Consider the following 12,854-nt stretch of genomic DNA (forward strand, 5'->3'; position numbering starts at 1 on the left):
CCCCGGTGGCCTACCCCTACCCGGACGGCTGCGGCAGCTGGCAGCAGGCCGACGTGCGCACCGCCCGCGACCGCCTCGGCTGGCGGCCCCGCATCAACCTCGAGGAGTCCCTGGCCGACATCTGGATGGAAGCGGCCTGCCGCATCTGATCCCGCCGGCGTCCGGGCGCACCGGCCCCCGGCGGACGGTGCCCGGCTGCTGGGACGCATCCGTCTCGCGCCTCGGAACGGGTGTCTCGGAATGAAGAAGGGCGTGGCAGTGTTACGAGGAGAACAACTGTAGTGATTGACCGACCAACGGAGTCCCCGTGTCGCTGCCACCCCTGGTCGAGCCGGCTTCCGAGCTCACCGTAGACGAGGTTCGCAGGTACTCCCGCCACCTGATCATCCCTGATGTGGGCATGGACGGGCAGAAGCGGCTGAAGAACGCCAAGGTGCTCTGCGTGGGCGCCGGCGGCCTGGGCTCGCCGGCGCTGATGTACCTGGCCGCCGCGGGCGTGGGCACCCTCGGCATCGTGGAGTTCGACGAGGTCGACGAGTCGAACCTGCAGCGCCAGATCATCCACAGCCAGTCGGACATCGGCCGCTCCAAGGCCGAGTCGGCCCGTGACACCGTCAAGGGCATCAACCCGTACGTGAACGTGGTCCTTCACGAGGAGCGGCTCGAAGCCGACAACGTGATGGACATCTTCAGCCAGTACGACCTGATCATCGACGGCACCGACAACTTCGCGACCCGCTACCTGGTCAACGACGCGTGTGTGCTGCTGAACAAGCCGTACGTATGGGGCTCGATCTACCGCTTCGACGGCCAGGCGTCCGTCTTCTGGTCCGAGCACGGCCCCTGCTACCGCTGCCTGTACCCGGAGCCGCCGCCCCCCGGCATGGTTCCCTCCTGCGCCGAGGGCGGCGTGCTGGGCGTGCTGTGCGCGTCCGTCGGCTCCATCCAGGTCAACGAGGCGATCAAGCTCCTCGCCGGCATCGGTGACCCGCTGGTCGGCCGCCTGATGATCTACGACGCCCTGGAGATGCAGTACCGCCAGGTCAAGGTCCGCAAGGACCCCAACTGCGCGGTCTGCGGCGAGAACCCGACCGTCACCGAGCTCATCGACTACGAGGCCTTCTGCGGCGTCGTCTCCGAGGAGGCCCAGGCGGCGGCGATCGACTCCACGATCACTCCCAAGCAGCTCAAGGAGTGGATCGACGACGGCGAGAACATCCAGATCATCGACGTCCGCGAGCCGAACGAGTTCGAGATCGTCTCCATCCCGGGCGCCACGCTGATCCCGAAGAACGAGTTCCTCATGGGGACAGCCCTGGAGAACCTCCCGCAGGACAAGAAGATCGTCTTGAACTGCAAGACGGGTGTCCGCAGTGCGGAAGTCCTCGCGGTCCTGAAGTCCGCCGGCTTCGCCGACGCGGTCCACGTCGGCGGCGGCGTCATCGGCTGGGTCAACCAGATCGAACCGCACAAGCCGGTCTACTGATTCACGGCTCTCGCCGACCGGCGAGACCGAGGAAGCCCACGGCTCCGAGTCCGCTCGGAGCCGTGGGCTTCTGCCGTTCCCGGCCGGCGTGGGCCGGGCCCGGACGGCACGGAGACGGCCCGGGGAGGCACGCGCCGCGTGGCCGGCGCGCGGCCCGCTCTTGATCGCCATCTACTTTGTGATGCAAAGTTGACTCCCGGGCGGGCGCCCATCCGGTGGTCCGCTCACGATCGCTGCCGAAGCGCAGGCCACAAGGGGGAGAGATGGGAACATCCGCACCGAGCAGCGCGGGATCGGAACCGAGGGGCCACGCGGCCGCCTTGCTGGCCGCGACGGAAGGTCTCCGGGCGAGGACCCGCACGCAGACCAACGGAGCATGGACTCTCCTCCTCGGCTTCGGACTCCTTGCGCTGGCGGCGGTTCCGGTTGCCCGGTACGCCTTCAACTTCGGAGCCCACGGGCGCTACGTCGGGTCCTATCCGACCTTTGCCTACGCCGAGCTGACCGGCTTGTGCGTCGTCCATGAACCGGGAACCCCCTGCCTGAAGGGCGAGTTCGACGGGGCGTTCCTGCGCTTCGTGGCATGGGGTGTGTGGTTCGCGCTGCTCCCCCTCGCGTGGTTCGCCTTCGCCCGCTGGTACCGCCTGCGCGGTGAGGCCCGGGGCGTCGTCCCCCGGCGTGGCATGTGGGTCCGCGTGATCGCCGCGGCCACCACGGTGATCACGACAGCTCTGGTGGTGTTGCTGTTCGGCAAGGACCAGCCGTGGGAGGCCGTGCTGCTGGAGAACAGCTACGCCTCCCCGTGGTACCTGGTCGGCATCGGACTGATCGCCCTCGGCATTGCCGAACGCAGTTGGATCGCCATGACGGCCGGTGCCGCTCACGCCCTGCTGCTCACGGGGTACCTGGGAGCCTCCTGGGGCAGCGGATGGCTTCCCTGGCAGCACCCCTCCCACCCCGGCTGGGCCGACGGACCGCAGGCCAAGGCCCTTCTGCTCGCTGCCGTCCTGCTCCTCGCCGGTCTGTGCGAGCGGGCAGCGGTCCGCCGCCGGGACGCGCCCGGTGTCGCAGTCGCGGGTACGGTCGTCTCATGAGCGTCGGAGACTCGACCGCTGCGCAGTACGACCAAAAGGAACCGCATCCCACTCAGGCGCTGGACGACACCGTCCACCAGCGCGTGCGGCTCGGCGTCCTCACCGTCGCCCGCGAAGCCCACCGGGTCGAGTTCGGCTTCCTGAAGGAGCAACTGGCCGTCACCGACGGGAATCTCTCCCGGCACCTGAAGGTGCTGGAGGAGTCCGGAATGATCACCGTGGAGAAGGGCTACGTCGGCCGGCGCCCCCGCACATGGGTCACCCTCACCCGTGAGGGTGCGCAGGCCCTGGACGCCGAACTGCGGGCCCTGCGTGCACTCGTGCGACGCCTGGAGGCTCCCCGCTCCGTATCCCGCACACCCGACACCTGATCACCGTTTCAGGAGTCGAGTACGGCCCTGGCCCGCGGCCCGCGGTTCGGCATGACGTCATGAGCAGACCTTGCCGTCCTCCGGCACCTTTCCCTTCAACAGGTACGCGTTCACCGTCGCGTCGACGCAGGCGCTGCCGCCGGCGTACGCTCCGTGGCCCTCTCCTTTCCAGGTGAGCTGGATGCCCACTCCGCGGCCCAGTTCGCCGGCCATGCTGCGGGTGCCCTCGTAGGGGGTGGCCGGGTCGCCGGTGTTGCCGACCAGGAGGATCGGGGCCGCGCCCGGCGCGCTGACCTCCGGGGTGTCGTACTGGCCCGGCACCGGCCAGTCATGGCACCAGCCAGCGGTGTCCCAGCCGAGGTAGGCCCCGAACACCGGGGAGATCCGCTCGAAGCGGGCCAGTCGGCGTTTCGTCTCGGCGGGAGTCGGACGTTGCCTGTCGTCCAGGCACGAGATGACCCGCTGGGACTGGGACGTGGTGCCGTAATGCCCGGAGGCGTCCCGCTCGTTGTACTCGTCGGCGAGCGCCAGCAGTTCGGAACCGTCGCCCCGCCGTGCCGACTTGAGCGCGCTGGTCAGTCTGGGCCAGCTCGGCTCGCTGTAGAGCGGGAGGATGATCCCGGTGGTCGCGAGGGTCTGGGTGAGTTTCCGCCCGGACGAGGCGGGCAGTGGCTCGGCGTCCAGCCGCCTCAGCAGGCCGGCTATCTCCCGCGAACCCTGAACCGGGTCCTGGCCGGTGGACTCGAGGTAGTCGTCCAGGGCCCGCTGGAAGCCACGGGCCTGGTTCTCGGCGTGGCCGACCATGTCCGCGGCCGGGTCGACCACCGCGTCCAGCACCAGCCGGCCGACCCGCTCGGGGAACAGGTGGGCGTAGACGCCGCCGAGTTCGGTGCCGTAGGAGATGCCGAAGTAGTGCAGTCTGTCGTCGCCGAGGACCTGGCGCATCAGGTCCATGTCGCGCGCCGTGTCGGTGGTGGACACATGGGCCAGCAGCGGGCCGGCGGCCTTCTGGCAGCCCTTGCCGAAGTCGGCGGCATCCCGGAAGTACGCCTGCTCCTCGGCCGGGGTGTCCGGTGTGGCGTCCACGGTCTCGGCGGCCTGTGTCGCCCGGTCGTCGCGGCAGCGCACGCCCTCGCTCGCGCCCACGCCGCGCGGGTCCCAGCTCACCAGGTCGTAGCGCTCGCGGAGTTCGGAGATGGCGGGGGCGAAGTACGGCATCGTCGACACGCCCGAGCCGCCGGGGCCGCCGAAGTTGAACAACAGCGAGCCGATGCGGTCGCCTCCGGTCGCCCGGGAGCGGATGAGGGAGACCCCGATGGTCTTGCCGCCCGGGTCGGACCAGTCCAGTGGCACCTTGAGCGTCGCGCACCGCCAGGTGCCTCCCGGCGCGGGGGAGTCACCGGTGGCCTCGCACCGGTGCCAGTCGAGCCGCTGGGAGGTGAGCGAGGCGGGAAGGGCCGTGGCGGACGGCGCGGTGGGGGAACCCGGCGCCGACGGGGGAGCGGAGCCGGACGCCCTGCCCGCGTCGCCCTTTCCGTCCCCGCCGGACGAGCCGCCGCAGCCGGCCAGCAGCAGCCCTGCCGCCACCGCGGCCGTCCACCATGGAAATCGCGTCATGCGTACCCCCCCGCAACTGGCCCGCCGCGTCGTGCCGCGCCGGTCGTCCAAGTCATGGTAGGCGTCTTCGGCTCGCTGCGTGACGACCTGTGGATAACCCTGTGACCTGCGGTTTTCCGCTTGCGCCCGGGGTGTCAGGAACAGACCAGGCCGGGCTTGGGCACCTTTCCGTCCAGCAGGTAGCCGTTCACCGCGCGCTGCACGCACTTGTTCTTGCTGTCGTAAGCCCCGTGCCCCTGGCCCTTGTACGTCAGCTCGACGCCGACGCCCTTGCCGAGCGCGTTCACCATCTTCTTCGCGCCCTCGTACGGGGTGGCCGGGTCGCCGGTGTTGCCGACGACGAGGATGGGCGCCGACCCCGGCGCGCTCACGTCGGGATGGTCGGCGGCGCCGGGCACCGCCCAGTCCGTACAGCTGATCATGCCCCAGGCCAGGTAGTCCCCGAACAGCTCGGACGCGGCGCGGAACCGGGGGAGCCGCCGCTGGATGTAGTCCACGGTGTACCGCGCCTTGTCGTCGGAGCAGTTGATGGCGGCGTTCGCCGCGGTCAGATTGCTGTACTCCCCGTTCTCGCTGCGGCCGTTCATCGAGTCGGACAGCAGCATGAGGATCTTGCCGTCACCGTCGTAGGCCTCCGCCAGTCCCTCGGTCAGGTACTCCCAGAAGTCCTTCGAGTACAGGGACTGCGCGATGCCGTTGGTGGCGGCGGTCTGGGTCAGCTCGCGCGGGGAGATACCCGGGATGGGCTTCTTGTCCAGGTCGGCGAGCAGTTTCGCGATGCGCTCCTTCACCTCCTGCGGAGTGTCGCCGATCGGGCATTCCGTGGTCTTGGAGGTGCAGTCCTTCGCGAAGTTGTCCAGGGCGAGCTGGAAGCCCTTCGCCTGGCCGAGCGCGCCCTGTTCGGCGTCCTGGGTGGGGTCCACGACGGCGTCGAAGACGGCCCGGCCGACGTTCCCGGGGAACAGGTGGGCGTAGACGCCGCCGAGTTCGGTGCCGTAGGAGATGCCGAAGTAGTGCAGTTTGCGGTCGCCGAGGACCTGGCGCATCAGATCCATGTCGCGGGCCGCGTCGGTGGTGCGCACATGCGGCAGGACCTTACGGGAGTTCTTCTCGCAGGCGGCGTTGAACTGCCGGGTGCGCCGCAGCAGCCCGGCGCGTTCGGCGCTGTCGTCGGGGGTGGCGTCCTGCTGGAAGAACTCGTCCAGCTGGGCGTCGCTCTCGCACTTCACCGGCGCGCTGCGGCCGACCCCGCGCGGGTCGAAGCTGACCAGGTCGTAGCGGGTGCCCAGGGCGGCGTAGTCCGGGCCGAACGCGGGCAGCGTGGTGACGCCACTGCCGCCCGGGCCGCCGAAGTTGAACACCAGCGAGCCGATCCGTCGGTCCGCGGGACCGTCGGCCCGGGCGCGGATCAGGGCGATGCCGATCGTGTCGCCCTCGGGCCTGGCCCAGTCCAGCGGCGCCTTCATGGTGGCGCACTGCCACTCGGTGCCGTTGGGCAGCGGCGTGGGCGCGCTGCCGCCGCCCTCCGCCTCGGACGGGGCCGGGCAGTCCTTCCAGTCGAGCCGCTGATGGGTGAGATCCCCGTCCTCGGAGTCACCGCCGCAGCCGGTCAGCGCGGCGAAGAGCAGCACAGCGGAGGTGGTCAGCGCGGTGGCGCGCAGCCGGGAGGGGTTCGCCATGCTCCCCATCGTGAGCGTGCGCACGCCGGCTCGCGCGGGGCGCGGGCCGTCCGGGCTACATCACCGCGTGCTCAGAGAGCTCCCTTGCGGGTGAGGTGGTTGAAGGCCAGCCAGCCCGGCAGCACCGGCAGCCACAGGGTCAGCAGCCGGAACAGCAGGACGGCCGGGGCCGCGACCTCCTTGGGCAGGCCCACGGCGATCAGACCGACGGTCAGGGTGGCCTCGACCGCGCCGACGCCACCGGGGGTCGGGGCCGCGGAACCGAGCGCGTTGCCGGCGAGGAAGACGACGGCGACGCTGGCGATGCTCAGCGACACCGAGCCGTCGCCGAAGGCCCGGATGGAGGCGTCCAGGCACATCACGAAGCAGGCGGTCAGCAGCAGCATGCCGCCGATGCCGGTGACGAGCTTCTGGGGCCGCTGGAGCACGTCGAGCATGCGCGGTACGACACCGGCGAACAGCGACCTCACGCGCGTGACGACGAATTTCCGCAGGAACGGCACCGAGGTGACCACGAGGACCAGGACGGCCACGGTCAGCAGGCCCGCGATGACCGTACGGGACGGCGACAGCGACGGCGTCTTCTCGGTGCCGGTCAGATAACCGAAGGACAGCAGCATCAGGATGTGGCAGCCGAGCCCGAACAGCTGCGAGGCGCCGACACTCGCCACCGCGAGCCCCGGGCGTACGCCGGCGCGCTGGAGGAAGCGCGTGTTGAGGGCCACCCCGCCGACCGCGGCCGGTGCCACGATCTTCACGAAGGATCCGGCGACCTGCGCCGCCACGGTCCGCGGGAACGGCACCCGCTCCGGTACGAACCCCAGCAGCGCCATCGCCGCGGCGACGTAGCTGAGCGCGGAGAACAGCACCGCGGCGGCCACCCAGCCCCACTGGGCCCGCGCGAACAGCGTGCCGAACTCGATGTGGGTCAGCTGCGTCAGCAGGTAGTACGCGCCGATCGCGCCGGCGATGAAGCTGATCAGCGTGCGCGGCCGGACCCGCTCCAGACGCGCCGGTTCCACGGGCGCCTGGGGCCTGATCCGCAGCACCTGGTGCCGGATCTGGGTGAGCAGATCCTCCTCGCGGGCTTCCTCCAGGGCCTCGTCGATGGCGCGCTTCTCCGCGCGCTGCTCGGCGCGTACGGCCTTCTTGTCGGGCTTTCCGGCACCTGTCCCGGCCGTCTCGGACGCCTCTTCCAGACGGGCCAGCTTGGCCTGGCGGGAGGCTTCGAGCACCGCCTCGCGCTCGCGCTGGGCCCGCTCCCGGGCCAGTCGGCGCAGGGTCGCGCGCGTGGAGCGCGTCAGCGCGATCGGCTGGAGCATCGGCAGGCAGTCGGCGACCGCGTCCGGTCCGAGCACACCGACCGCCGAGGCCACGGCGCGCTCGGCGCCGACCCGCAGGCCGAGCGTGGTGACCAGCTGGGCGACGTCCATGCGCAGCAGCAGTTCCCCGGCCGCGATCTCGCCGCCGCGCAGCTCGGTGAGGATCACCCTGCCGGAACGATCCACCAGAATCGCGTCACCGGCCAGCCTGCGGTGCGCGATGCGCCGGGACTGCAGCGCCCGTACCTGGTGCCAGGTGTTGCGCAGCAGCTCGTCGGTGATCTCCTCGTCGGCCAGCGAGTCCAGGGTGCGGCCCCCGGTGTGCTCGTAGACGAGCATCACCGCGTCGGGGCCGAGTTCGGAGGTGGCGATCAGCTTCGGCGCGTTGGCACCGGCCGCGATCGCCGCGTACGCCAGCAGCGCCTCCTGCTCCAGCGCCTGGCGCAGCGACTGGAGGCTCGAGCGGGTGGCGAAGCCGCGCAGGGTCAGATTGCGCCACGCGCGGTAGAAGAAGCCCTGTGCCTGCTGTTCCCGGTCGACGACCGTGACGTCCAGCGGCGGGCCGTCCTCCAGGGTGACGAAATAGCGCCGGCCCCGGTCGCCGCTCTCGGACTCCGAGGTGTCCTCCCGGGAGGCGCTGACGGGGTGGAAGCCGACGTGCCTGAGGCCCGCCATCAGGGTCTGGCCGGTGGGGCGGACGTTGGGGGAGCCGACGGCGTAGAGGGTGCCGTAGGCGACGGACCAGCCGATCAGCACCGTGAGGATGATCGAGAAGGGGGTCGTGTAGCCCGTGACCAGCATCGAGAACGCGTCGAGCAGCAGCACGATCCACAGCACCGCGCGCCACCTGGGTCTGCGGGACATGCCGACGGCCGACATATAGGCGATCACGGGCGCCAGATAGCCGTGCACCGGGTCGGTCAGGGCGTGGATGTCGCCCGGGGAGGGCTGGGTGAGCGCCTCCTGGATGGAGTCCGGGGCGGCCTGGGCGACCCACAGATCGGTGGCGAGTGTCACCCCGTGGGCCAGGACGGCGGCCAGGACGCCGTCGGCGATGCGCAGGCCGTCCCGTTTGATCAGCCGTTCGATGGCGAAGGCGACCGGCACGAGCAGGATCGCGATGCTGGACACCAGGCCCGCGATCTTGATCAGCAGGTCCGGGGCCTGTCCGGTGCCCTTGTTGATGTCCTGTTCGAAGCCCGAGGTGGTGCCGTGCGCGAACGCGGCGATCGCGAGGAGCACCACGATGGCCAGGACGCCCACGAGGAGCCGCATGAGGTCGGAGGGGCGGTGCACGCGCGCGGGGAGCAGCGGTTCGTCGACCGCCACCCGCTCGGCGTGCGGGTCGTCGTCGTACGGGTCCGGAGGCGTCTTCTCCGTGCCGGGCGCCTTCTCGGGGGCCGAGCCGCCCTCGCGCGCGCGTGTGAGGGACTTCTCGCCGGTCGCGGACGCGTCCTTACGCGCGCGCGTGCCGTCGTCCTCGCCCGAGGTGTCGTCGGGCGTGCCGTCGGCCTGGGGCGCGTTTCCGTCCTCACGCGCGTCGTCGTTTCCGGACGGACCGGTGTCCTCGGCCGCGCTGTCGCCCTGACGCGCGCCGTCGTTCTCGGGGGGGCCGGGTGCGCGGAGGCGTCAGGGGTGCTCGCCGCTCTGTCGGGGTGCGCGCCCTGCTCGTTCATGGTCTCTTCTTGGTCTCGTATCACCAGTCACCGCCCGCACGATGGTGGCATGCCCCACCGACACAGCGGGGCATCAGGGTGCGGATGCGCGGGCGCACAGTCTGCCCGAAGCGCCGCCCGGGGGCGAGGGCGCCGTTCGCCCCGCACCCCGCCGAGAGCCCCGAGCGGTGCGGCAGGATGGGGTGGATGAGCGAGCAGAGCCCTTCCGAAGACGCCCCCGCCGGGTACCCGGACGCGCTGCCCGAGTACGCCGAGCGGGTCCTGGAGGTCGCCGAGCGGATTCCGCCGGGCCGGGTCATGACCTACGGCGACGTCGCCGAGTGGCTGGAGGAGGGCGGCCCACGCCAGGTCGGCCGGGTGATGGCCCTCTACGGGGGCGCCGTGCCGTGGTGGCGGGTCGTACGCTCCGACGGCGTGCTGCTGCCCGGACACGAGCTGAGCGCGCTGGCGCACTACCGCGCGGAGGGCACCCCGCTGAAGCACTCGGGCAGGACCGCGCAGGGTCATCTGCCGCGGCTCGACATGCGACGGGCCCGCTGGGATGGCGGTGCGGACGCGGAGGGTCACACCTGACAGCTTCCGCCATCGGATGCCGCCAGGGCAGACCCGTGGCCCGTTCGGGTGACATCGGGGACGTCTGTGGCATGCCGTACGTTCGTGAGGGGTGGGATACGCGTGGACCGAGCGTCCGGCGGGGTGACCCGAGCACCCGGCCGGATGGCCCGAGCGCCCGACGGGACGAACCGGAAGCTCTGCTTCCGCCCGGAACGGCGGCGTAGCGTCGGCGGCACGTGTCCCCCTCACCCCGCGGTCACCGCCTCGCGCGCGTGACCGCCCGCCCGCCAGCACAACCACCAGGACCGGCCGATCACGTGAGCTCCTCTTCGTCCACCAGGCGCCTGTCGCACCCCTCGGTGCGACAGGGAGGGCGTGGCGCCTACCGACTGGTCCGTACCCCGCCGCCCGTCGCGGACCCCCCTCGTCTGGACGCGGCGCAGCGCGCCGTGGTTGACCACCCCGGCGGCCCGCTGCTCGTCCTGGCCGGCCCCGGCACCGGCAAGACCACCACCCTCGTGGAGTCCGTGGCCGCCCGGATCGCCCGGGGCGGCGATCCCGCGCGGATCCTGGTGCTCACGTTCAGCCGCAAGGCCGCCGCCGACCTGCGCGACCGCATGGCCCTGCGCATGGGCGCCGCGCGCGCGCCCAGGGCGACCACGTTCCACTCCTACTGCTACGCCCTGGTCCGCGCCCACCAGGACAGCGACCGGTTCACCACGCCGCTGCGCCTGCTGTCCGGCCCCGAGCAGGACGTCACCGTCCGCGAGCTGCTCGCCGGCCAGCCCGAACTGGAGCGGCTCGGCCTGACCCATGTGCGCTGGCCGGACGAGCTGCGCGCCTGCCTGACCACGCGGGGCTTCGCCGACGAGGTCCGCGCCGTCCTCGCCCGCACCCGCGAGCTGGGACTCGGCCCGCAGGCCCTGGACGCCTTCGCGGGCCGCATCGGCCGCCCCGACTGGCGGGCCGCCGCCGCGTTCCTCGCCGAGTACCTCGACGCCCTGGACCTCCAGGGCGTGATCGACTACGCGGAACTGGTCCACCGCGCGGTCCTGCTCGCCCGCCGCCCGGAGACCGCCGCCCGGCTCGCGGCCCAGTACGACGCCGTGTACGTCGACGAGTACCAGGACACCGACCCCGCCCAGGTCCGCCTTCTGCGCGCCCTGGCCGGCCAGGGACGCACCCTGGTCGCGTTCGGCGACCCCGACCAGTCGATCTACGCCTTCCGGGGCGCCGACGTGAACGGCATCCTCGACTTCCCGGCCGCCTTCCCGCGCGCGGACGGCCGTCCCGCCCCCGTCGAGGTGCTGCGCACCTCCCGCCGCTCGGGCGCCGCCCTGCTGGCCGCGACCCGCCTGATCACCCGGCGCATGCCGCTGACCCGGCTGCCCGCGGACAAGGTCCGCGCCCACCGTGACCCGGCCCCCGTACGGGAGGGCGGCCGGGTCGAGGTCCACACGTACCCGACCGCCGGCGCCGAACTGGACAACATCGCGGACATCCTGCGCCGCGCGCACCTGGAGGACGGCGTCCCCTGGAGCGACATGGCCGTCCTGGTACGTGCCGGTTCCCGCAGCCTGCCGAGCCTCCGCCGCGCCCTCACCGCGGCCGGTGTCCCCGTGGACATCGACGGTGACGATCTGCCGCTGCGGCACGAGCCGGCGGTGGCGCCGCTGCTCACGGCCCTGCGCGCGGTCGCCACGGCGGAGGCGCGGCAGCGGACGGAGCGGCCGTCCGGTGGCCCTGAGACGGGCGGGCGTACGGACGGGAGCGCGCCCTTCGCCCAGGAAACCGGACGTCCCGGGGACACCGGGCGCGTCGAGGAGGCGGAGGCCACCGCAAGCACATCGGCGGCCGGACGCACCGGCGAGCAGAGCACCGACGCCGCCGAACCGGCCCCGGACGCCCCCTGGCTCGACACCGAGACCGCCCTCACCCTGCTCACCTCCCCGCTCGGCGGCATGGACGCGGCCGATCTGCGCCGTCTGGGCCGGGCCCTGCGCGAGGAGGAGCGTGCCGCCGGGAATCCGCTGCCGCCGCCCTCCGACGAGCTGCTCACGCGGGCGGCGGCAGCGGATCGACGAGCCCGAGGCCGGCGCCACCCAGGTCATCCCGCGCGTCCAGACCGGCTACGCCGACACCTACGCCGAGCTCGACCAGACCGTCGAGACCCCGGTCGTGGGCCACCAGCGCACCGCCCCCGACGCCGCCGGCGCCACCCGTCTGCTGCCGCACATGCGCACGGTCACCGGCGCCTACGACCCCCCGGACGGCCCCGGGGACGGCACCGGGCCGTACGAGACGTACCCGGCGGACCCCGGCCACGACGAGGACGCCGACGACCCGCGCCCCTCCCGCCGCCAGGGTGACGACCCGTCCCGGCACGCCTACTACCCCGGCCGCCGGATGAACCTCGGCGTGGTCCTGCTCCCGCTGCGGATCTTCCTGGGCTTCATCTCCATCTACGCCGGCATGGGCAAGCTGTGCGACCCCGTCTACTTCGACGGCGGCGAGCGCGGCTCCATGGTGAAGTGGCTCAACACCCTGCACCCGTGGGATGTGGCCGAGCCGCTGCGCCAGTTCGCCCTCCAGCACCCGGTCGGCTCCGGCCTGGTGATCGCCTTCCTCCAGGTCGTCGTCGGCGTCCTGACCATCCTGGGCTGCTGGCAGCGCGTGGCCGCGGTCGTCGGCGCGCTGCTCTCGGCCGCCCTGATCGTCACCGTCAGCTGGAAGACGGTCCCGGCCTACGACGCCCCGGACATCATCTACCTGGCCGCCTGGTCCCCGCTGATCATCGCCGGCGCCCCCGTGTACTCCGTGGACGGCCGGCTCGCGGGCGGCGCCTGGCGGCGGCTCGGCCCGCGCTCGGACATCTGGGAGCTGCGCCGCTACGTGCTGCGCCGGGGCGCGCTGATCACGGCCGTCACCGTCGGCCTCACCCTGCTGATCGGCTCCCTGCTGGGCGGCGCGGTCCGCGACTCCGGGCGCGTGGTCGTCCCCGGCCCCGGCGAGGCCCCCCGCAACCACCTGCCCGGCTCCCCGCTCCCGCAGGAG

General features: G+C 72.2%; 8 protein-coding genes and 2 pseudogenes. 7 read left to right on the top strand and 3 right to left on the bottom strand.

The genetic code is table 11. The features are described 5' to 3' along the window. From H5J33_RS09710 to H5J33_RS09725, 4 genes and pseudogenes are all read left to right on the top strand, one after another. Positions 1-149: pseudogene (locus tag H5J33_RS09710) on the top strand (reductase); the annotation flags it as partial. A 158-nt stretch (positions 150-307) separates the two neighbouring features. After that, positions 308-1,486 carry an adenylyltransferase/sulfurtransferase MoeZ gene (moeZ, locus tag H5J33_RS09715; RefSeq protein ID WP_181794479.1) on the top strand — a complete coding sequence of 393 codons (1,179 nt, stop codon included), beginning with the start codon at positions 308-310 and terminating at the stop codon, positions 1,484-1,486. Positions 1,487-1,995: 509 nt separating this feature from the next. After that, complete coding sequence (locus H5J33_RS09720) at positions 1,996-2,580, top strand: hypothetical protein (protein WP_258564982.1); 585 nt, start codon at positions 1,996-1,998, stop codon at positions 2,578-2,580. Next, a complete protein-coding gene (locus tag H5J33_RS09725; RefSeq protein WP_181794480.1) occupies positions 2,577-2,951 on the top strand; it encodes a transcriptional regulator in 375 nt (124 codons plus the stop codon). Before H5J33_RS09720 ends, H5J33_RS09725 begins: the two co-directional genes overlap by 4 nt. A gap of 57 nt (positions 2,952-3,008) precedes the next feature. Here the strand turns inward: H5J33_RS09725 and H5J33_RS09730 are convergent, their stop codons facing one another. From H5J33_RS09730 to H5J33_RS09740, 3 genes are all read right to left on the bottom strand, one after another. After that, a complete protein-coding gene (locus H5J33_RS09730) occupies positions 3,009-4,568 on the bottom strand; it encodes an alpha/beta hydrolase (RefSeq protein WP_181794481.1) in 1,560 nt (519 codons plus the stop codon). Between the two features lie 134 nt (positions 4,569-4,702). Beyond that, a complete protein-coding gene (locus H5J33_RS09735) occupies positions 4,703-6,247 on the bottom strand; it encodes an alpha/beta hydrolase (RefSeq protein WP_181794482.1) in 1,545 nt (514 codons plus the stop codon). A gap of 71 nt (positions 6,248-6,318) precedes the next feature. Continuing rightward, positions 6,319-8,844, bottom strand: coding sequence for a flippase-like domain-containing protein (locus tag H5J33_RS09740; RefSeq protein ID WP_258564983.1), 2,526 nt, complete (start codon positions 8,842-8,844; stop codon positions 6,319-6,321). 587 nt (positions 8,845-9,431) lie between these two features. Here H5J33_RS09740 and H5J33_RS09745 point away from each other — a divergent pair. From H5J33_RS09745 to H5J33_RS09755, 3 genes and pseudogenes are all read left to right on the top strand, one after another. Beyond that, a complete protein-coding gene (locus H5J33_RS09745; RefSeq protein ID WP_181794483.1) occupies positions 9,432-9,818 on the top strand; it encodes an MGMT family protein in 387 nt (128 codons plus the stop codon). A gap of 299 nt (positions 9,819-10,117) precedes the next feature. Next, positions 10,118-11,516, top strand: a pseudogene (locus H5J33_RS09750) (ATP-dependent helicase); the annotation flags it as partial. Next, positions 11,433-12,854: DoxX family membrane protein (locus H5J33_RS09755; protein ID WP_399552797.1), on the top strand; the 1,422-nt coding region annotated here is incomplete at its 3' end. The pseudogene H5J33_RS09750 and the gene H5J33_RS09755, both read left to right, overlap by 84 nt.

The sequence above is a fragment of the Streptomyces sp. WELS2 genome, from assembly GCF_013870595.1.
In the GTDB taxonomy this organism is placed as follows: domain Bacteria; phylum Actinomycetota; class Actinomycetes; order Streptomycetales; family Streptomycetaceae; genus Streptomyces.

Coding starts and splice junctions, on each gene's coding strand:
- H5J33_RS09730 (WP_181794481.1), bottom strand. CDS start 4,568: ATGACGCGATTTCCATGGTGGACGGCCGCGGTGGCGGCAGGGCTGCTG.
- H5J33_RS09735 (WP_181794482.1), bottom strand. CDS start 6,247: ATGGCGAACCCCTCCCGGCTGCGCGCCACCGCGCTGACCACCTCCGCT.
- H5J33_RS09725 (WP_181794480.1), top strand. CDS start 2,577: ATGAGCGTCGGAGACTCGACCGCTGCGCAGTACGACCAAAAGGAACCG.
- H5J33_RS09745 (WP_181794483.1), top strand. CDS start 9,432: ATGAGCGAGCAGAGCCCTTCCGAAGACGCCCCCGCCGGGTACCCGGAC.
- H5J33_RS09740 (WP_258564983.1), bottom strand. CDS start 8,844: ATGCGGCTCCTCGTGGGCGTCCTGGCCATCGTGGTGCTCCTCGCGATC.